The following is a 21262-nucleotide window of genomic DNA, read 5'->3' as shown; positions in this document are numbered from 1 at the left end:
GCTATGCGTAATAAAGTTGTTAGTATTGGAGATGCTTTAAGAGAATACCTCGACAAAAGCCGGATGAAACCGAAGCTGATGGAAGTGCGCATCCAAGAAAACTGGGAAAGCCTTATGGGTAAAACCATTGCCAGGTACACCCAAAGTGTGCAGTTAATTGACGGTACCTTGATGATTACCACTGCTGTTGGCCCTCTCAAACAAGAGCTAACCTACTCCCGCGATAAAATCAAGAAACTCGTGAATGATATGCTAGGGGAAAATATTGTGAAAGATGTGATGATTAAATAATCACCCGATCGTCGCACTTTTCCAATTATAGTGATCTTTCTTCATGCGCCAAATAAACCCATCCAGCACATAATGCGTGATTTGCGGAATCGCTAACAAGGGCACTACTACCGCCATCCATAAATTATCCTCCAATACAGGTAACGACTGAAATACGCTGAAGAACTGTGTATGTTCCCGCCAAACAAATCCATCCCACAACCCTTCTTCCACGAAAGCCAACACCGCTATAATCCCCAAGAAAAGTACAATCCCGTAGTTGCTAAATATATGCTTCAAGAAACCTTTCGACGAGCTGGGTTGATAATACTGCTTCCTACCATGTACCCAAATAAGCGCCATGTACGGTATACCATGCGAAATAATGTTCAGCAAGGTAAAGGTTAAGTCGCCTTTGAAGTATACAATACCAAAATACCACGACATGCCCGTACCCAGTACCAGCAGCTGTTTCGGTATATTGAATGCTTTTTCTTTTATACTGCTCACCACTTCTTTTATCACATAAGCCACCAATAAAGCGATATACATCACATTCGCCACCGGCAACACCAGCTGCAATGGCCAGTAAAAGAAATCTCCTTCCACGAACCAGTTAAATACAAACGGACCTTTTACATGCCAATAAAGCAACGGGTAAATTGTAGTAGCGTAAATCGTTAGATTATCAAGCAATTGAGCGGGTTTGGATTGCTTTTCTTTACGGCTATATATCCGTAAAAAACCATACTGCTGGCGAATAAAATGGTACACTGCTAAATAAGCCAACACCCGCCAAAATACTAAAGGACCGCATATATACAAACCAACACCTACCAACCAAGCACACAATGGCACCAACAAAAACACCCTGGGCCGTGCTGCCAACGTAGCCCGGTCGAAATAAGTACGGTAAATGGTTGCATACACATGTGCCACATCAATAAACAATACCAATATTACCCACCAAGCAACGTTCACACTGCTATTGCCGTTGATGAACACTTGCGGAAATAACGCGATACACGCCAAGGCCAAAAATGGTGGCGATAAGATAAAGATGCTGTCGAGCCAAGCGGCATATACCCAAGGCTGGCGACTATTTCCCGAGTTTGGCAAGGAGGGCCCGTGCAGCGTTGTTTCCATGGTAAAAGGCTTCTTCGAAAATTGATATACCGCTTAAATCAGAATGAGCAAAGAAAATTCGCTCGTGTACAGGTTGGCGAGCAGCTTTCACTGCCTCACCCGAAATAAACCCAGGATGCGGGCGCACCATACCATGGCCCCATACCCAAGTGTCGATATTTTCTATGTTTGCATGAATGTTGGGATGCATGGTTTCCAAATCATCTACAATCAACTTCACCCACTGTGCATGCGGTAAGTTAATGGCATATTTCCTCGATGCTACGGGCGACAATTGATCCAATGGCAAGTAATACGTAATTACCTGCTTTTCCGGCATCGTTACACGCACAGTTTGTTGTTGCGCATTCACATACCCGAGCGATTTCCCTTCGAAGGCCACGTTATCCCAACAAAGCGGGTAACCGCTGCCCATCGGAACTTCCGATAAGGTAACATTCGCTACCAACCACGGCGAATACACAAATGCATGATCATATTGCGCCGCAGGTAATAAACGCTTAGCTATAAATTGCGGCATGGCCATAATCGCTGCTTTTGCAACAATGCGCTTATTGGTATGGGTATTTACATCGTAATAATCCACCCACACCTCGTGCTCGTGCGGTGTAATTTTATAAGCTAAACACTGCGTATTCGCTTGTTGTGCACTGTATTGCTTCAAATGCTTCACTAAATACCCATTCCCTTCCGGCCATGTTAACACGTGGGAACTTTCAGCATTCGCGGCTTTCCCTTTCCTGCTGGCAAAATAATGGATACCGGCCCAAGCGCTTACTTCGTTTATACCTGCTCCATAATCATCTCTACAACAATAATCCACGTACCAACGCAAGGCTTTCGAAGTATACTTTTCATCGGCCAAGTATTGCGCCATGGTTATTTTATCGAGGCGGGTAAATTGTTCATCGCTAGAAGATTCGAGTAAAGGGATGTCAAATGCATAACGCTGATCGGTTCCTTTTGCCCAACGGAAAGTATCCATGGCCGCTAAGAAACGCGTAATATCGGCGAGTTCGGGTTTGCTTACACCAAAGTTGGGCACCAAGCCTTCTTGCCAACGATTGTTGATAAATAAACGCTCTTCGGGGTCGTAGCAAAGATCGGTTTCGTTATAAATAGGAATACCGCTTGCATCGTACCCGGTAATAATACCGGCTTCTGCTAATAGCTCCAGTAATGCTTTATTATTCGGATTGGGTATAGGCAAATAATGCGCGCCTAATGGATACGCACTGTAATCGTTCTGCCCGTAAGATGAATTCCCACCAACATGCTGCTCCAATTCTAATAACTGGAAATTGGTGAAGCCATGTTGTTGGAAGATTCTTGCAGCCGATAAACCGGCAACACCACCGCCTATAATCACTGCTTCTACGTGATCAATAATCGTTGGTTCGGGAAAAGTGCTGTCGCGGAGCTGGTGCCCTAATTTCGCCGAAGCACCCTGCATGCTTCCTTTTATATGGCCGTAGCGATCCTTTTTACTTTCACAGGCAGTAAATTCTGTTGCGGTAATGGTAGCACCTGCAATGAGGGCCATATACCGCAAAAAGTCTTTGCGCGTTAAAGCGTTACTCTTGGTATTTCCCCCACTCATCTTCAAAATATTGCACTAATACTTGGTTATTCAATTGGTTCGCTAGTACGGGCCTATTATCCATATCGGCTGTAAACTGGCGCATTTGCGGGAATACATCTTTCGCGAAATATTTAAGGCCGCTGGGTATACTATCTTGCTGTACTTGTAAAGCACTTGGAGAAGCCATTACATAGCCCCATTCTCCAAATGAGGGTACATAGGTATGGTAAGGAATGGTTTCATAACCACAAGCCTGCATGGTTTTATTCACGCACCAGAAAGCTTTCGGCGCTACATACGGCGAGGTGGATTGTACCACCACCACACTTTCTTCGTGTAAAGCACGGCGTAATTGCCTGTAAAAGGCAGTCGTATATAATTTCCCCACGGCGTAGTTGCCTGGATCGGGGAAGTCGATAATCACTACATCGTATTGTTGTTGATTCTCCTTCAACCACTGGAAGGCGTCGGCATTAATTACCTGCACTTTGGGGTTTAATAGGGAGCGATCATTGAGTTTATATAAGATGGAGTTTTGTTTGAAGAGTTTGGTCATACTGGGATCAAGATCCACAAGCGTGATATGTTCTACATCATGGTACTTCAGTAATTCGCGTGCCGCCATGCCATCGCCACCGCCTAGTACAAGCACATTTTTATGTTTCGCACTGTATAGCATCGGGGGGTGTACCAAGGCTTCGTGGTAACGGTATTCGTCGGCCGAGCTAAACTGCAAGTTGCCGTTGAGGTATAAGCGTAACTCGTGCTTATTCTTTGTGAGCACAATGCGCTGATACGGGGATGAATGGGTATAGATGACTGTATCCCGGAAGGCCTGCCCTTCAGCGAATGTCATAATTTCATTCGCCCAAACGAACACGGCTATCAATAGTATCACTACACTAATCGCCTTTGCTTTTAAGTAATTCGCCCACTTGATGTCCGATTTAAATTTCACCAATACTACAATCGCTACAATCACATTCAATATCCCAAAGAAGCAAGATGTACGTATCAAGCCAAGATACGGCACCAGCAATAAAGGGAATACAATGGAAGCTAATAAAGCTCCAATGTAATCGAAGGTAAATACGCGCGATACCAAGTCTTTGAACTCGTAGCGGTTCTTGAGGATGTTCATTAACAGTGGAATTTCCAGTCCTACCAAGGTACCCGTTAAGCCCACCATTAAATACAAAATCAACCGGAACGACGCCGCGTGTTCGAACAATAAGAACAATAAGCTGGAGCTAATACCGCCGATTAATCCTACTAAGATTTCTAACTGTATAAACCAGCTTAATAGGTTTTTATTAAAAAACCTGGAGAAGTACGCGCCAATACCCATAGAAAAGAGATATGCACCGATGATGGTAGAAAATTGCGTGACGGAATCTCCCAATAGGTAACTCGCTAAAGTACCCGCCACTAATTCGTATATCAGGCCACAAGTAGCGATTACGAATACCGAAAACAATAATAAAATATGCACGCAAATAACAGTTTACCCATGAATAGCCGCGCTGGTAATTAACCCGATCGCGATAATAAATGCCGCCGCCACAATAGCTACAGCTATGTTTTTGTTTTGAACAATTTCCTTCCAGGTATTCTCCGGTGTGAAACGATCCACGATCCAGAAACACAGCAAAAGAATAAAAACGCCCAGCAATGAATAAATAACGGAGCTTACGACGTAGTTAAAGTTCACAAATTGCATGAAGTTCATGATGATTGGAGTGAGAAATGATTGATAAAATATGAAATGATTAAAATGATTTTTTTATTTATGGTGAAAATACGCTCTACCTACCCCGCTACGCGGTGTGTTACCACGCGTTTGCCCAGGTTTCCATTTCTCGGTCGATTTACAAGCACAGATCCTATACCCGTTACAATTACTCAACATTAAGCTGGCAATAAACACTACAGCGATGACTAACAATATACGCTCGTTGGTTATTTTCTTGAGCAAATATCCATAATCTGCTTTAACAGGCATTTGCGTGCTCGCATCACGGATATGTCCAAAGCCACTATTACCCCATCTTTTCGATTCAAACGAATGATTCCATATATACACACCAATGGCAATCGCTAATAAAACAAGTGATAAGAAAATAGCATTCCAATAAGAAGTTACGTCCCAAATTACTTCTAAACGCATGGTGGTGCCAAAAGAAGCTTGGTCTTTATTGGGCGTTACCACAAAGTGATAAGTCCCCGGTTCAATATTACAGATAAACTCCTTCTGGCGATAATGCCCTTCCGACCACGCCTCTCCTTCATCAACACCCGAATAGTGCTCTGTACCAATCACAAAGGAAGTTTCCTCGCCCGTGGTTTCATTCACCAAATCTACTTCTGCCTCTACCCAAGTATTATCACCTCCTAAATAGATTTCAACTTCCATATTAGAAGTTTTATTCTCCAAGGTAAATGGCCGAGATACAAAAGGCTTTTGTTGACTAAAGCTTTCGACATTAAATCCTTCCGAGAAAACGATGTTATTAACGCGTTGTTGGTTATCTACAATCTGCAAAATGAGAAACACAGCGCATAATATGGCCGATCCTACCAAGAATAACCAAGGGTTGATATACTTACTAAACGGTTGCGCAGGTGCCACACCCACTGGGCTAGGCAATTTGTCGCCCGGCAAAAATGCTTTGTTTACTTCTTTATATGGAATATAGGTGCCATAAAAGGCAGTTGCTTCACGGGCATTCTCCGCGTACTCCATAGCTATCATATGAGGTGGAGCCACAAACTCCAAGCACTTCATGGGTTTGTCGAATCGTACATCCCAGTTAAATTCACCGATCGCATAATGATATTTAGCTGAGTATACGCTCCATTTATCAAAGCGCTTATTTTGATACACGTAATTTTGATAGGCTTTCGATACATCTACCGTATCTATTTCGCCGGCCGGTAACTCTTCCAGTAGTGTATAGTGCCCACCAAATTCAGACAGGAAAATGCGTTTACGATCTTCACCGCGCATTAGCACGTATTCTACCCAGTAATAATCGGTGCCATATTCTTGCCTTTCTGAATAGGCTACGATGGTATATTCTTGTCCACGAATCGTACCTTTTGTTCCTAAAGAGAATAACGGTTTATAGAGCGGGTCCTTCACTTTCCCTATCCTAGCAAAGCCATTCACGGATCTGCCGAGAATTGATTTACAATTTTCACATACATACACCATTGTGTTACGGATATCGTACACATTATGCTGCGTGTTACATTTCGGGCATATAAAAGTTTGAGATAAAATCATGTTCTAGTAGGAATAGGATAAATAATTAACGTCTTACACTTTGCTGTTCAACTTTCGTTGCCTCAAAGAAGGCGGCAATATTGTCCATGATACGCATAGTGGTAGCATCATTATTCCGCATGAAGTTCGACAAGAATACATCACAGGTACATAAGCCATATTCCGGCCAAGTATGTATCGATACATGCGATTCTGTTAAACAGTGCACAGCGGTATACCCGCCCGTTGGAAAATCGTGCAGGCTGTTACCCACTTCCGTTAATTGTTCTGCTTTAATCTGTGCATCAATAAACGCATGCCACTCGGCACTTCGCTCTAATAAATCGATGCGGTTGGTATAGATAGTTGATAATAAATGTAGACCGGGTTGATACGCCATATAGGGACTGCAATAGTTCGTCGAAAAGTAAAATAAATGATTTTTTGTGGTTTCGGTATGAAAATTATTGAAAATGAGTATTTATGGAGGTTGCATGTTATATTGATAGTTAGGTTGATGTGAAGATAGGGAATTTTAGGGGGATGGCATAAAAATACCCCGCCTCTACATGATAAAGACGGGGCACATGTTTAGATGTTGTTGTAAGCTGCTACCTACGCTTGTTTGTTTGCGGTACTTCTACGTTCATTTCTGTGATATCAACAGGTTGTGAGAAATCGCCGAGTAACCAACGACTGTAATAATCTGTTAATGTCCAGAAGAACCATTCTTGCATATCGCCGTAAGCGTGGCGTTGACCGGGCAAGATCACGAATTCGAAACGTTTGTTGGCTTTGATCAGCGCATTCGCTACGCGGATCGTATTGGCCGGGTGTACGTTATTATCGATATCGCCGGTTGTCAACATTAAATGACCTTTCAAGTTCTTCGCTAAATCAGGATTCTTTTCAATATTATATAAGAAGGTAGTATCACCTTTTTCACCTACTACTTCTTTCACACCATGGTGTTTCTCGCTCCACCAACGGTTGTACACACTGTTATCGTGGTTACCGGAAGAAGAAACAGCTACTTTGAAGAAGTCGGGGTATACCAACATCGCAGCGGTTGACATAAAGCCACCACCAGAGTGACCATGAATACCTACTTTATCGGCATCAATGAACTGATAACGATCTGCTAATTGTTCGATAGCTGCTTTTTTATCTGCTAAACCATAATCACGCAAATTGCCATAACCGTAGGTATGGTACCATTTAGAACGGCTTGGGTGACCACCTCTATTACCAACCGTAATAACAATGAAACCCGCTTGTGCTAAACGATCTGTTCTATCGGCTACACGTGCAAAAGCTTTGTTTACGGCTTCTGTTTGCGGACCTGGGTATACGTACTCGATAATTGGGTAACGTTTCGTTGAATCGAAATCAAATGGTTTATACATCACACCGTATAAATCAGTTACGCCATCATCTGCCTTCACTTTGAAAATATCTGGGAACTTATAACCGGCTGCAAATAACAAGGATAAATCAGCCGTTTCAAGATCCATGATCTTTTTACCCGCCGTATTATACAAAGCCGATTTAGGAACCGTGTTAACACGGGAATAGTTATCTACAAAGAACTGGTTATTGTCGTTCAAATTCATCGCGTGTTCGAATTCACCCGGGTTCAATAATTTCAATCCCGAACCATCGAAGTTCACACGGTAAAGGTGCAAATAGTAAGGATCTTCATTCGGTTCTTTACCATTCGCAGAAAAATACAATACGCGGTTTTTCTCATCAATCGCTTCAATATCCTCGCAATGGTAAGCGCCTGAAGTAATTTGATTTTTCAGCTTACCATTTTCATCATATAAATAAAAATGTGCCCAACCGTCTTCTTCACTCCACTGAATCAATTCTTTACCACCATTCACTAAACCCACGCGGCGTACTTCTACATACGTATTCATGCGTTCTTCAATGATCGATTTCACATCTCCAGATTTCGGATCAATACGCAATACATCAATTCGCTTTAAATCGCGGCTTGTACGGGTTAAGTAGAACTTATCGTTCGTACCATGCCATACCAAGGGGCGCCAATCATCGTCGCGCTGCGTTTTAACAGCCGGTTTCGACCAGAAATACACGTCTTGGTTTTTGAACATGTTCACGTTGATCTCCTTCACTGTTTTGGAACTATTCTCCCATACATACAAATGCGTTTCAGGGGCTTCTTTTTCACCCGGCATTTGGTATTTATAAGTTTCCAAAGTAGGACGAGGATCGGCGATGTTATTAATCACCCAAAAATCCTTCACCATGCGTTTGTCGGAACGCGTCATACCGAAGTATTTCGAATCGGGCGACCAGAACACATAAGCCGGTTTCCGTTTGTCTTTATTTTTTTCGATATCTACGTTGGATTCGTTATCCGTATCACCACCGTAAGCGAAATTGTCGACACCATCTTTCGTAAAAGCGTGTTCTACAATGGTGCTATCATTCTCATTGATTAACGCTTTCTCATAGTTCGCTTTATCCATCCAGTAGAGGTTGAATTTCTTCGCGAAAATGATGGTTTGCTCATCAGGAGAAATGTTGGCCCAATTGGGTTTACGCTTCGGCTTTTTGAAGTCGTTTAATTCTACCAAGTTTTCTGTATCGAGATTATATTCGAAGTAGAAAGTCTTCTTTTCCTTTACAGGCGCCGCCTTTTTATTCGTGGTATCTTTCTTTTCGATTTCTAAGGAACTCTTGATTTCGAATTGAATGGTACGCTCATCTTTCACAAAACGCATACTGTCGATAGGAAGATGTTGCGCATCGAACGGATCTTTTACAATACGGGTAAGGGCAGCTGCGAGCTTCGCATTATCGAACATCACGCGCTTTTCGGCAGTGGCTGGGTTCACGATGTACCAAACTTTACCATTGGATGTTTCGTATTGATACCAAAAACGATCCGATTTCTTCAACCAATGTGCATCTACGGCTGTAGAAAACACCATGCGTTGTTGTTTCTTTGGCGAGAACTTAGCCGCTAACCTGTAGTTCGCTTTCGGCTGTTCTTGCGCATGCGCTAGCCCACTTACTAATAAAGAAGTAGCTAGGAGGAAATATCTATTCCTGCTAAAAAAACCATTAAACATAATATAGTAATCCTAATTTATAACAGTTACGAGCCTATCAAATGCCGTGGCATAGGGCATTACAGTTGTACATAGTAAACTCGATAAAATTAATCACTCTCCCCTAGTTTCCCGCGCAAAGAATGATGAATGGTTCGCAAATAGCCCGTTAAGGTAACGAATGACTAATTATTGTAAAGGGTGAGATAATTTTGATTTAGTCAACTGAAATAATCATTTCTTAATCTTCTGTTCACACGTTGATAATACCCGGCTTGTTTATTCGCCCTCAATTCTATAAAACCAAAGATATATGCGGATTAAACATTTACTACCCCTACTGGCTATTCCTGTGTACATGAGTTGTACTAAGAACGACGACAAACCTACTACACCCGAATTTTTCGTTAACGAAGACCCGTCGACGTTCGCGGAAATTGGGTCTATTAACATTGGAGGCGCCGGTGCTGCTGAAATTTCGGCCTACGATTCATTAACGAAACGCTTATTTGTAGTGAACAACAGCGGTGTAAACCGTATCGAAGTAGTCGATTTCTCAAATCCAACTACCATGAAAGTAATCGGCAACATCGACGTATCGACCTACGGCGCCGTAAACAGCCTAAGTGTATACGGTGGTATGCTCGCTGCTGCTATTGAAGGAAAAGACAAAACCATGAATGGCAAAGTGGTGGTATACGACACTAAATCGTATGCTGAAATCAAAGCTATTACGGTAGGTGCCTTACCCGATATGGTTACCTTTAGCGCCAATGGCAAATACATTATGTCGGCCAATGAAGGCGAACCTAGCCAGGATTACAAAGTAGATCCTGTTGGCTCCGTGTCTATCATCGATGTAAAAAACAGCTTTGCTGTAACAACGCTCGATTTCTCTTCATTCGCCGGTCAAGCCGCTACCTTGAAATCACAAGGCGGCCGCGTATTTGGTCCTAATGCCTCTTTTGCACAAGACATGGAACCAGAATACATTACCATTGCCCCCGACGAGAAAACAGCTTGGGTAACCTTGCAAGAGAACAACATGATTGCCAAAATTGACCTGGCAGCTAAAACTGTTACCAACATGTGGCCACTTGGCTTTAAAGACTACAGCCTTGCCATAAATGCCATCGACCCCAGCGATAAAGACGGTATCAAGCAACGTACCGTACCAGTAAAAGGGATGTACCAACCAGATGCCATTGCCATGCTGATCGACAATGGTATTCCGTACCTCTTTACCGCAAATGAAGGCGACGTAAGAGAATGGGATGCCTATGCAGAGGCAAAACGTGTAAAAGACATTACCCTCGATCCAACAAAATTCCCGAATGCAGCCACCTTAAAAACTGAAACTGAATTAGGTAGATTGAACATTACCACCACCCTCGGCAATACCGATGGCGTGTACACCGAACTCTATTCCTTCGGTGCCCGTTCTTTCAGCGTTTGGAATGGTAATGACGGCAAATTGGTATTCGACAGCAATAACGAGTTGGAAAACAAGTGCATCGAAGCCAAAGTATACGACGATGGCCGCAGTGATGATAAAGGTGTTGAACCAGAAGGCATTGCTACCGGTAAAGTTGGTAAGAAAAATGTAGTATTCGTAGGCATGGAACGTAGTGATGCAATCGCCGTATATGATGCTACTACGCCTACTAAACCCGTATTCCTTCAATTATTGAAATCGGGCGATGCACCAGAAGGCGTATTATTCATCCCGGCAGTTATGAGCCCTACTAAAAAATCTTTGCTTGTTGTAAGTAGTGAAAATGACGGTGTTGTAAAAGTATACACACCGAATACACTTTAAGATATAACTGTGAGAAGTTCAATGCGGCTGCTTTGCGTACAGCAAGGTAGCCGTTATTGTATAATTTGAGTAATGGGTTGATAATGAAAAGGTGTAGTTGGAAGATAAAGATGAAACCTATGCTACTTAGTTAGAGTTAAGTATTAAGATCAATCCCTCCCTTTAACCTTGATGTGCTGACAAGCCACCGAGAAAGTGAAATCCATGTAGGTTCCATGTAGTTTCCATGTAATTTTCGGGTATTTCCATGTAGTTTCTATGTAGTTTGCCTATCTCGAGCCTATCCTTTCCCTATTAAAAGCCTATCCTAAGCCTATCTTTACCCTATCTTTTGCCTTATTGGTGACTATTAATTCCCTTATAGAGAATGTGTTATCAAGTCAACACCGCAATTGCCATACAAAACACAACTGCCAAGTGTCAATTGCGACAATAATTATTACTTAAAATGCCATTGGGTAGCGATCAGCTACAAACTGGTTAACAGCGATTTGAAGTTCAGCATTAGAAGAAAAGCGGTCTATTGCTGGAGCAAGTGGCAGCTGGGGGCATTCTTTGCAAAAGGAGGTAGTATCTTTTAAAATAATTGCAAGTTGAAGGAGGGTTAATCTTAGTTGATGGAATTGTTTGATAGGGCACTTTCTCTGTTCAACCAATTCCCCACCATAGCAGCTTTGATTAAATCGTCGAAGGTGATATCTAACCCTTGATACTCATTGTCGTATGCGGTATAGCGGCTTGGGTAACAAAGTATTAAGTACTGGGAGCCGGTTAAATCAACACCATATTTATCTGCATAAGTTAAAAGCATCAATTCCAAATGCTCGCCAGTAATATTACGATCTGCAATTAGGCGTTTCTGCACATCTATATTACCAAGATTGTACCGTTCTTCCCTAGGATCTCCCATTATATCTTCGATAATATGTTGTCGTAATGTTTCATAAGGCAGTCGTTCTATGTTTATAAACGGTTTATATAATATCCGCGTTTGTGTTGCTGTATATAAGACGCCTAAAGTGGGGTTATATCCTTCCAATTCACACCAATGTTCTTCATCTAATCCTAGTAAGTGAATATTATAATCCTTAACAAACCTACTTATAAAGCCCGGTAAGGGGCAACTATTAGGCAATAAATGAGCAATTCGTTCCGACCAATTCATTAGGCATACCTGTACGCCTGTAGAACGTTCTATATATGCTAAAAAAGTATCCTTCCCAAGGATATCCTGCTGCGGAAGTGGCGAAGCTTTCTGTATGTTATGGTCATGCTTATCATTGATGATGAGGTAAATCATTAAGCCTACGACAATCGAAAAGAGTATTGCAAATATTAAAGATAGCATATTATTCCGGTTGAATCCATTTACCCTCCACAATCATACCCCAAATATCATGTAATGTTATAGGTGTATTGGACGTTGAGCCAAAGTGGTTGTCATACTTGTAATCGTGTATATCGATCATGAAGCGTTCTGCGATCCTGATAATGAATATATCAGCATCATGGCCAGATAATTGTAAATCCTTTGCTAATTCAGTTTGCGGGGTTATACTCATGATCTTTCCTTCAAAGTAGCTAAGTATCCAAACTTCCATTTGCTCCCATATCTCGAACCAACCGTAATCGGTGAAGATCTTACGGCTTAATGTAATGTTGCACACTTGATCAGCGGCAGACAGTACAAGATCGTAATTCAATGGATCATATATTTTCCAATCTTCAGCAGTAAAGGGTTGCGGTGGCTTGACATTGAAGTGTTCATAGAAGCCTTGCATAAACTTTTCGAAGGCGGCTTGATCGCCTGCGAAGTGGGATTTTATATACGTAGACAAATGCAATTTTTGGGAAGGAATAGAGAGCGTTGCAGCTATGTAATCGTGTACAATAGGTATCTGCTGCATAAATTTGGGTTCAAATTCGTTGTTGAAAACTAGGGGCCTTGTTTCCACAAGAAATCCTTCGTGCGCAGCTATAGCCAAGTCATTTAACGTAAAATCCGAATAGCGATCTACCTGTGTTTCATCGGCAAACCCAAAGGTCTTAATGTCGTATCCCGTTATATCAATACAAAACGTTTCAGTAATACTAATCAATAAATTCATCGCTTGCTGCCCCATTACATCACACCGAACCTTAATGAGATCATCTCCTTGTAACAACACAGGGTAACCAACATATGCATCAATATGATCTGATATCATAATGCGGTATTCATTTGGTGAATCAGCTACATGCCAGTTAACGTGACGCTTAATTGTATTGTTGTAATAAAGGCATTTACTTTCCGCCGCCACAACGAATTGCATGAGGTAAGGATTAAAAGTAAACTTCGAATCCTCTACAAAATCACGTTCAAAGTTAAATCCAACAAGTTCCACATGAAATGCATCTGAAAATGCTTTCAATACCTCCACGGCCTTCGCATGTGTAAATCCCAAATGAAAATGAAACTCTGTACCAATGTGAATTCTACCCTTATTGGCATTACTTTTATCAATGAAAAATTGTAGTACCCTTTCTTCATAATTAGTCAATTCCTCCTCTTTAGGATGTCCATTCTCGCATTCAAATAATACAGCATCTGCACGTTTGCTGCGGCGCCTAATACTCACCAGGATATATGCCATGCAAACAGCAATAATACCCAAGATGACAATGTACAGCGTATTAACGGAAAGAAAATCGGTCATAGGTAGCTATAAAATAGTTAGGTGCCGCCAAGGTAATAAAAAAAGCGCATCCTTCCCAGGAATGCGCCTTTATATATCAAATGAAAATTGGTTTAGCTTTCTACTACAGCGTTAGCGAGTAATTTTGCTTCGTCCAAGTTAATGGAGGTATTCATGTGAATCATTACCATTTCACCTTCATCGTGCACAACCATTACTACGTGTCCTAGGTCGCTATCAGTTTTGCCATGGTTGTACAAAGAAACGTGTCCACCCTTGCCCGAAACTTCTAACAATAAGCTGTAATTGCTTTTTTCGGTGAGGTTTGTTGCTAAACGATTGACATCAGCTTTTGGAAACGTTTCACCTGTTGGTAGTACGATCATGTATAACTTTACATTGTGTATCTTCTTTAAGATAGGTTTCAATGCTTTGTCTTCCCCTTCTAAAGCATTAGAAGCAATAGACATAATCATATGCATGGGCATGAATCCTACGCCGATGGCGAATGTTTTGTAGCCGTTATCGCGGTATTCGTTTTTAAACTTGCGGAGATATTTTCTTTGAGCTTGACCTTCGCTGAACATGAATGCTAAAAGAACGGTGCAGAAAAGGATTTTAGTAAAAAGTTTCATGGAATGCTCGTTTATAAGGTTATACGGATCTTTTTATGACGAATAAACCGGGAAAGCTGTGGAGAAATATGGCGGCATTTGCCCGCAGCATTTCCCGGCGTTAGCTAGGTTATTATTTTTTTGCTTTTTTGATGTTACTGAACCCTTCAATGTTCATATCATCTGCAATAGCGGATAATTCTTGTAAGTTCAAATCGCCGATTAAGCTAAGTGCCACGAAGGTATCGGAACCACCCACTAGCATGATCAATTCGGAGATGTTGCCCTTACCGTTTTCTTTAATCAAGAATTTAAGGTCGTTATCTTTTTCGCGGATAGTCATCAATTCTTCGAATTCTTTGGTGAAGAATTGTGACGCTTCACGGAATAATACTTTACCATCTTTCGCTTGTTCTTTCACAAGAATGCGCAAGCCTTTGAGTTTAGATGCTACGTTCAAGATCTTCTTCGCATCGGGATCAGATGAGTTGAGTTTGCTGAACATAGAGAACATTTTCGGGGTAATTTTAATTACCGTGAAATCATCGTTGCTTTCATATTTAGAGAAGAAGCGATCGATAACGCTTGTTTGTGCTGAAGCACTAAGGCTTGTAGCAAGGATGAGTATAACAAGGAGGCTATATATCTTTTTCATGACTTTGAGATTTGCTTGGTTTGAGGATGTTGATTGTGATAATTAGAACAGCGGCCGTTGTTGTTTGTATATATTGATTGTTAGAAGTTGCTTGGTTTTACAGCATCTGTAGCTGCGTTTATTTTCGATAAATTCTCCATGGGTTTGGTGCCCTTGTTGAGGTTTTTCGAGAGTAACAACAATGCGCGTTGTGTTTCTTCGAAAGCTTCGTGCACTTCTGCATTTAGTTTTACCTCTTCTTGGTATTTATCGTTGAACTGTTGAACAGAATACCCCAATCCTACGGTCATCATCACTACTGCTGCATATCGCATCCATCCGGTATAGAATGGTTTGCGCATGCTCACCACTTTCGTAGCAGGCTTGGTTTCTATGGGCGATTCCCAAGGGCCGTCGGCAATTAAGGCTGCAATGGCGGCGGTTTCTGCTTGTGATTCTTGTTGAAAGTATTGGAACATCGGTGCCGCCTCCTGTAAGTCACCCGGCAATTCACCTTTGTAAGTACTAAAAAACTCACGGAGTTGTGCTTCTTCTTGTAGGCTTGTTTCACACTCCCAATACTTTGCAATTAAAGCCCGTGTTTGATTAAAGTCCATATACTTGCATATTTTGTAACTGCTCACGTACTGATTTCCGTGCGCGGTGTAAATTAACTTTTACCTCGTCTAACGTGATCTCCAGTATATCGGCGATCTCTTGGTAAGAAAATCCATCTATATCCCTTAATTGTACGAGGCTTCTGTACTTCTCAGGAAGGTTATTAATAACCGAATGAACTTTCTTCATAACATCGTTCTGCTCTGCCGCTTGTTGCGGGTTGGCTTCACGAGTTGCAGGTATTTCGTGCGCTTGGTCAATATCGTCTGATCGGCGATACTTTTTCGACTTTAGCTTGTCGAGCGCTAGGTTACGGGTAATACGCATACACCACGCTTCCAGGTTATTTAATTCGCCCATCCTCTCTTTTTGATTCCATACCTTCATCAATGCGTCCTGGGTGATGTCTTTCGCATCTTCCTCGTTCCCAAGCAGCCGGAAGGCAAAGCGATATAGCTTTTGCTTGACTGGCATCACTTGTGAGAGAAATAGTTCGTTTGACATAATACTAAGAAGACGACCGTTTTTAATCTTTGTTACAAAAAAGGTAAAATATTTTACAAGTTTTTATAACTCACTTGAAATCAATATACTACAAACACGCTTTCTACCCGATTTTCTAGGCAGTAAGCATGCATGTCTTGTAAATAGTGTATGAATAGGATAATTACTTGATCGCAATACGCGGATCTATGATACTATAAATAATGTCGGCCAACATATTAATCAGCACAAACACCGCCGCCGTTACCAACACCGCTCCCATTACCACCGGGAAATCAAACTTCTCCAAGGCATCTACCGTTACTTTCCCAATTCCTTTCCACCCAAAAATATACTCCACGAAGAAAGCACCGGCTAGTAACTCGGCGAACCATCCCGTAATGGCTGTAATAACCGGGTTCAACGCGTTCCTTAAAGCATGACGGAATAAAACCACGTTGCGCTTCAATCCCTTGGCCTGCGCCGTACGGATGTAATCTTGCGTAAGCACGTCTAACATGGCGCCGCGGGTTAACTGTACTATAATTGCAAGCGGACGAATACCCAGCGTTATCGCGGGCAAAATTAAGTTCTTGAGGTTCAATATACGGCCATGAAATGGGTCAATATCAAATAAGCTACCGGTCATATGCAAACCGGTATAACCGGTTAATACGTACCCAAACAAGTACGCCAACACAATACCGGTAAAGAAAGAAGGTGCGGATATGCCCACCACGCTGGCAAATACAGCACTCGTATCCATCCAAGTATTCTGCTTTACCGCCGATAAAATGCCCAAGCCAATGCCTACTACCGTAGCAAATATCATGGCCGCTAAGGCAAGCACCAGCGTACCGGGTAAGGCTTCCATTAAAATCTCCCACACATCTTTCTTCCCTTGGTAAGAGCGACGTAAATAAGGTGTTTTAATGACAAAAGCCGATTGTTCCCCCACGCTAAAGAGTTGAATAGCGTGCAAGTTTGTAGCTATAAAATCCTTCTCGTGAACAGCTACAGGCGATAGATCGTTGAGGTATAATAAGAATTGTACAGGTAAAGGTTGATCCAAGTGCAGTTCTTTGCGTACGTTCTCCAAGGAAGCCACGTCGGCACGTTGCCCCAAGGTTAGCTTCGCCGGGTCGCCAGGTAATACGTTGAAGAGGAAAAAGATCACCATCACAACGCCTAACAATACCAACACCCCGTAAAGGAGTTTCCTGAGAACGAATTTTAGCAAAGGATTCTTGATTTGATTGATAAAAAAATCCCCCGCTACAGGCGTAGCGAGGGACACAATTTATAAAAAATATCTTAAGGAATATCGTTGTAATGCCATTTTCCTACGATTGTGCCTTTGTTCAATAAGATCAAACAAGGGTTACTTCTACCGGCGGTTTTAATAGCTACACCATCCATTTGCAAGAATGGGAAGTCTAATTTATGGGCTGCTTTGAAGGCTTCTACGGCTTCTTTATCGGAAGATGTAACACCATATACGTAGGCTTCACCGGCTGCTACTTTCTGTTGAATAGCGTGCATTTTCTCGTCCCAACCTTTACCGGCTTTCGCAGTATTTTCTACTAAGAACAGGTAAACAGGTTTTTCTTCTGATAAAATGGCGTCGGTTTGCTTCGCACCATCGAAATCCGTTAAGTAGAAATCTTTCACGGCCGGCTCTGCATTCCCTTTCTCTACCAATTTATCTCTACGATCTTTATACACCCAAGTGGTGTCTTGCCAAGGGTAATTATCTACAGTGAATTCTTTGTCTTGGCCATCTTTCGTGTAAATCAATACCGTTTCATACCTGTCGGGTTTTGCACCTGGTGGCAATTTCATTTTTTCTGGGATGTTATTGCCTACTTTATAAGGTAAACAGTCGATAATCGGTAAGTGTGCTAAAGTGTAGTATTGTAAGGCTACAGGAATTAACACGCCTAGCAACATAAATATGCTGGTAGCCGATTTGCCGAATGTTGGTTTGATGTTGTTGCGATAGATGAAGAGAATGATAATCATCACCAACAAAGCCACGTCTTTATAGAACGTACCTTCCGCTGTTAACTTAATACAATCGCCGAAGCAACCGCATTCTTTGATGAGGCCGCTGTATAATGCAAAGCCTGTTAAGAAGGTGAAGAATAAAATCAATAACAATAATAAAAACGAGAAGATGCGCATGCCATAGCCTAACAATACAGCTACACCGGCAATAATTTCAAAAGCGTTCATTAAAACAGAGAACACCAATGAATATGGCACAAGCCATGTCATATGCAATACTTCAAAAAACTCGTTCATCTTGTAACTCAAGCCCAATGGGTCGTTGGCTTTAATTAAGCCCGAGAAGATAAACAACACGCCGACTATTACGCGTAACAGGATTAGGATAACTCTCATGTGATTGGTTTCTTTTTGATCTAAGGCCAATTTAACCTTCGTAATATATAAAAATTATGCTACTTGTGCTTCTTCAATAAGGATGAGTGCAAATACGGCATAGTTAACAATGTCGACAAAGTTGGCGTCGATGCCTTCAGAAATAAGGGTTTTACCGTCGTTGCGTAGTATTTGTTTGATGCGTAATAATTTAGTTAGGATAAGGTCCACGAAGGATTCTTGGCTCATATCGCGCCATGCTTCCCCGTAATCGTGGTTCTTCGCTTCCATTACGTTTTTAACGAAAGCAGCTTTCTCGGTGTATAGGTTGGAAGCTGTGTCGAGTGGTAAATCTTCGTAGGGGTTATCGGTGGGCAAGCTCATTTGCATGAGGGCGATAATACCGTAGTTCACGATGGCATAAAATTCCCCGTCGATCGATTCATCTACTTTCTGGGTTTTCACCTCTTGCAGCGTACGGATACGCTGTGCTTTGATGAAGAGTTGATCTACGATGGATATAGGTCGTAACACGCGCCAGGAAGTGCCATAGTCGCGGGTTTTCTTAATGAATACATCCTTACATGCTGTCATTACAGCATCGTATTGCGCCGTCGTGTTCTTTTGCTTACTCAAAACTTATTCAAAAATATTTTCTACCTAAAACTAATTATTTCGACCTTTGCAGGAGAGAAAAACCTGCTAATGAGTTTCAAAAATACATTATTACGTAAAGATTTCACCATCAATTGCAAAGGAAAATTACTTTCCTTGGAAAAGCCCGTTGTAATGGGCATTATAAATGTAACCGACGATTCCTTTTACGCTGCTTCCCGTAGTCATACTTTACACCAAGTGGAAGAACAAGCCCAACAAATGTTAGCCGATGGCGCACAAATACTCGATTTAGGTGCCCAAAGCACACGTCCTGGTTCGCATGTAGTGGGTGAAAAAGAAGAATTAGAAAGGTTGTTACCTGCCATTCATAGCATCCTGCACCATCACCCCGATGCCATTCTTTCTATTGATACTTACTATGCTTCCGTTGCCAAAGCATGTGTTTTGGCGGGTGCTGCTATTGTGAATGATATTAGTGCCGGTGATATGGACCAAGCAATGCTGAGTGCTGTAGCCGATTTACATGTTCCTTATATTGCTATGCATATGCAAGGCACCCCGCAAACTATGCAAGCCGATCCTCAATACGATGATGTTACGAAAGAAGTGCTAGACTACTGTGCGCAGAAACTAGTAGCTTGTCGTGCTGCCGGCATTAAAGATGTTATCATCGATCCGGGCTTTGGTTTCGGTAAAACCATTGCCCATAATTACAAACTGTTCCATGATTTAGCCGAATTCCAAATCCTAGAAACGCCTTTATTAGTAGGTATTTCGCGCAAATCCATGATTCATAAATTCTTAGGCATCACACCACAAGAAGCCCTCAACGGCACCACCGTACTCAATACCATCGCCATAGAAAAAGGCGCACACATCTTACGTGTACACGATGTGAAAGCCGCCGTAGAAGCTATTAAGATGGTGACCTTCATGCAAACAGTGAAGTAATGAACCAAGCACATTGATTACCAAGCAAAAAACATGGAATAGTATTATTTCTTTGTTATCTTCGTGAGTAGCCGTAAGAGAAACGTAGTATTCGATAGAATGCCAAACCGGGTGTTCCCATCAACGCATACCATTTCTAGCACAAGAAGAACTGAACGATTGTTATTTGATTTTTAGAACAAAGCATTCCCCACTGTATGGATTTTTTGAATTTAGAATTTAATTGGCTGGACGCGATCGACCTGCTCATTGTAATTGTACTTATCATACAATTATACAGGCTATTGAAAGGTAGCCTTGCTTTCAATATATTTTTAGGCCTTTGTGTAATATATGTGATCTTCTTTGTTGTGAAGGCGTTGAAGATGACCATCCTCACCACCCTACTCCAAGGAATCATTAACGTAGGCATTATTGCCATCATTGTTATCTTTCAACCTGAAATAAGGAAGTTCTTGTTAGTACTGGGAAAGAAAACCCCGCTCAGCAAAGACTCCTTCTTTACGAAACTATTCCTCCCCGATAAATTCAAAAGCTACAAGGAAGAAGAAAGTATCATCAACGAAATAACCACGGCTGTTACCCATATGGCCCATGCACAAACAGGTGCCTTGATCGTTATTGCCAATACCTACCGGGTAAAGTTTGATACCGCTTCCAGCATTAATATAGACGCGAACATCAGCGCAAAGCTCATTGAAAGCATATTCGAGAAGAATAGTCCTTTACATGACGGTGGTTTAATTATCGTAGGCAACAAAATACTCGCCGCTAAGGTGATTCTACCGGTATCCGAAAATCCTAACTTACCAACACGTATCGGTTTACGCCACCGCTCTGCTGTAGGCATTACCGAACACAGCGATAACCTCGCCATTATCGTGTCGGAAGAAAGAGGTACCATCTCGTATGCGCAAGATGGCATTCTCACCATGGATATTTCACCAGAGGAATTAAAGATAAAATTGTACGAAGTACTCGTCGACGGGATGTAAATCTCCTTAACAATATTAAAAGCCGTCTCTACAGTTAGAGACGGCTTTCTTTTTGCTATTTGCGCAAATAGTACACAAAATAACAAGCATTCATTTTGAATGCATTAGTACTGAAAAAGGGTCTTTT

At 41.8% G+C, this 21262-nt stretch carries 20 protein-coding genes; 4 read left to right on the top strand and 16 right to left on the bottom strand.

Going from position 1 to position 21262, the window contains the following annotated elements:
- Window positions 1–3: 3 nt before the first annotated feature.
- A complete protein-coding gene (locus LX64_RS09430; RefSeq protein WP_111597386.1) occupies window positions 4–291 on the top strand; it encodes a DUF721 domain-containing protein in 288 nt (95 codons plus the stop codon).
- Here the strand turns inward: LX64_RS09430 and LX64_RS09425 are convergent, their stop codons facing one another.
- The 7 genes from LX64_RS09425 to LX64_RS09395 all read right to left on the bottom strand — a co-directional run bounded on the left by LX64_RS09425 (window position 292) and on the right by LX64_RS09395 (window position 9367).
- A complete protein-coding gene (locus LX64_RS09425) occupies window positions 292–1416 on the bottom strand; it encodes a hypothetical protein (RefSeq protein WP_111597385.1) in 1125 nt (374 codons plus the stop codon).
- Window positions 1370–3016 carry an NAD(P)-binding protein gene (locus tag LX64_RS09420; protein ID WP_111597384.1) on the bottom strand — a complete coding sequence of 549 codons (1647 nt, stop codon included), beginning with the start codon at window positions 3014–3016 and terminating at the stop codon, window positions 1370–1372. Before LX64_RS09420 ends, LX64_RS09425 begins: the two co-directional genes overlap by 47 nt.
- Window positions 2991–4490: a polyamine aminopropyltransferase gene (locus LX64_RS09415; RefSeq protein WP_111597383.1), complete on the bottom strand. Its 1500-nt coding sequence runs from the start codon at window positions 4488–4490 to the stop codon at window positions 2991–2993. Before LX64_RS09415 ends, LX64_RS09420 begins: the two co-directional genes overlap by 26 nt.
- 12 nt (window positions 4491–4502) lie before the next feature.
- Window positions 4503–4727 carry a DUF350 domain-containing protein gene (locus tag LX64_RS09410; protein WP_211324784.1) on the bottom strand — a complete coding sequence of 75 codons (225 nt, stop codon included), beginning with the start codon at window positions 4725–4727 and terminating at the stop codon, window positions 4503–4505.
- Window positions 4728–4781: 54 nt separating this feature from the next.
- Window positions 4782–6284, bottom strand: a complete 1503-nt coding sequence (locus LX64_RS09405) for a DUF4178 domain-containing protein (RefSeq protein ID WP_111597382.1) — start codon at window positions 6282–6284, stop codon at window positions 4782–4784.
- A 25-nt stretch (window positions 6285–6309) separates the two neighbouring features.
- On the bottom strand, window positions 6310–6663 hold the full coding sequence (locus LX64_RS09400) for an S-adenosylmethionine decarboxylase family protein (protein ID WP_111597381.1): 354 nt from the start codon (window positions 6661–6663) through the stop codon (window positions 6310–6312).
- 211 nt (window positions 6664–6874) lie between these two features.
- On the bottom strand, window positions 6875–9367 hold the full coding sequence (locus LX64_RS09395) for a S9 family peptidase (RefSeq protein ID WP_111597380.1): 2493 nt from the start codon (window positions 9365–9367) through the stop codon (window positions 6875–6877).
- 292 nt (window positions 9368–9659) lie between these two features.
- On the opposite strand from LX64_RS09395, the gene LX64_RS09390 reads away from it, so the two are divergent.
- Window positions 9660–11165 carry a choice-of-anchor I family protein gene (locus tag LX64_RS09390; RefSeq protein ID WP_111597379.1) on the top strand — a complete coding sequence of 502 codons (1506 nt, stop codon included), beginning with the start codon at window positions 9660–9662 and terminating at the stop codon, window positions 11163–11165.
- Between the two features lie 610 nt (window positions 11166–11775).
- Here LX64_RS09390 and LX64_RS09385 read toward each other — a convergent pair.
- The 9 genes from LX64_RS09385 to LX64_RS09345 form a co-directional block, all read right to left on the bottom strand.
- Window positions 11776–12513: a hypothetical protein gene (locus LX64_RS09385; protein WP_111597378.1), complete on the bottom strand. Its 738-nt coding sequence runs from the start codon at window positions 12511–12513 to the stop codon at window positions 11776–11778.
- Window position 12514: 1 nt separating this feature from the next.
- A complete protein-coding gene (locus LX64_RS09380) occupies window positions 12515–13861 on the bottom strand; it encodes a DUF1493 family protein (protein WP_111597377.1) in 1347 nt (448 codons plus the stop codon).
- 92 nt (window positions 13862–13953) lie between these two features.
- Window positions 13954–14475, bottom strand: a complete 522-nt coding sequence (locus tag LX64_RS09375; protein ID WP_111597376.1) for a DUF4252 domain-containing protein — start codon at window positions 14473–14475, stop codon at window positions 13954–13956.
- 112 nt (window positions 14476–14587) lie between these two features.
- Entirely contained in the window at window positions 14588–15109 is a 522-nt protein-coding gene (locus LX64_RS09370; RefSeq protein ID WP_111597375.1) for a DUF4252 domain-containing protein, read from the bottom strand.
- An 80-nt stretch (window positions 15110–15189) separates the two neighbouring features.
- Window positions 15190–15705 carry a hypothetical protein gene (locus tag LX64_RS09365; protein ID WP_111597374.1) on the bottom strand — a complete coding sequence of 172 codons (516 nt, stop codon included), beginning with the start codon at window positions 15703–15705 and terminating at the stop codon, window positions 15190–15192.
- Window positions 15695–16210, bottom strand: coding sequence for an RNA polymerase sigma factor (locus LX64_RS09360; protein ID WP_111597373.1), 516 nt, complete (start codon window positions 16208–16210; stop codon window positions 15695–15697). Before LX64_RS09360 ends, LX64_RS09365 begins: the two co-directional genes overlap by 11 nt.
- Window positions 16211–16373: 163 nt before the next feature.
- Window positions 16374–17429, bottom strand: coding sequence for an ABC transporter permease (locus tag LX64_RS09355; RefSeq protein WP_111597618.1), 1056 nt, complete (start codon window positions 17427–17429; stop codon window positions 16374–16376).
- 74 nt (window positions 17430–17503) lie between these two features.
- Complete coding sequence (locus LX64_RS09350; RefSeq protein ID WP_111597617.1) at window positions 17504–18592, bottom strand: BT_3928 family protein; 1089 nt, start codon at window positions 18590–18592, stop codon at window positions 17504–17506.
- Window positions 18593–18646: 54 nt separating this feature from the next.
- Window positions 18647–19207, bottom strand: a complete 561-nt coding sequence (locus LX64_RS09345; protein WP_245952602.1) for a DUF1599 domain-containing protein — start codon at window positions 19205–19207, stop codon at window positions 18647–18649.
- Window positions 19208–19276: 69 nt separating this feature from the next.
- On the opposite strand from LX64_RS09345, the gene folP reads away from it, so the two are divergent.
- Together folP and LX64_RS09335 are read left to right on the top strand one after the other, a co-directional pair.
- Complete coding sequence (gene folP / locus LX64_RS09340; RefSeq protein ID WP_111597372.1) at window positions 19277–20140, top strand: dihydropteroate synthase; 864 nt, start codon at window positions 19277–19279, stop codon at window positions 20138–20140.
- 197 nt (window positions 20141–20337) lie between these two features.
- Window positions 20338–21135: a diadenylate cyclase gene (locus LX64_RS09335; RefSeq protein WP_111597371.1), complete on the top strand. Its 798-nt coding sequence runs from the start codon at window positions 20338–20340 to the stop codon at window positions 21133–21135.
- Window positions 21136–21262 lie beyond the last annotated feature (127 nt).

The sequence above is a fragment of the Chitinophaga skermanii genome, assembly GCF_003259335.1.
GTDB classification, from domain to species: Bacteria; Bacteroidota; Bacteroidia; order Chitinophagales; family Chitinophagaceae; genus Chitinophaga; species Chitinophaga skermanii.
Note: the sequence above shows the minus strand (reverse complement) of the source record. Positions and strands in the feature narration are given on the sequence as shown.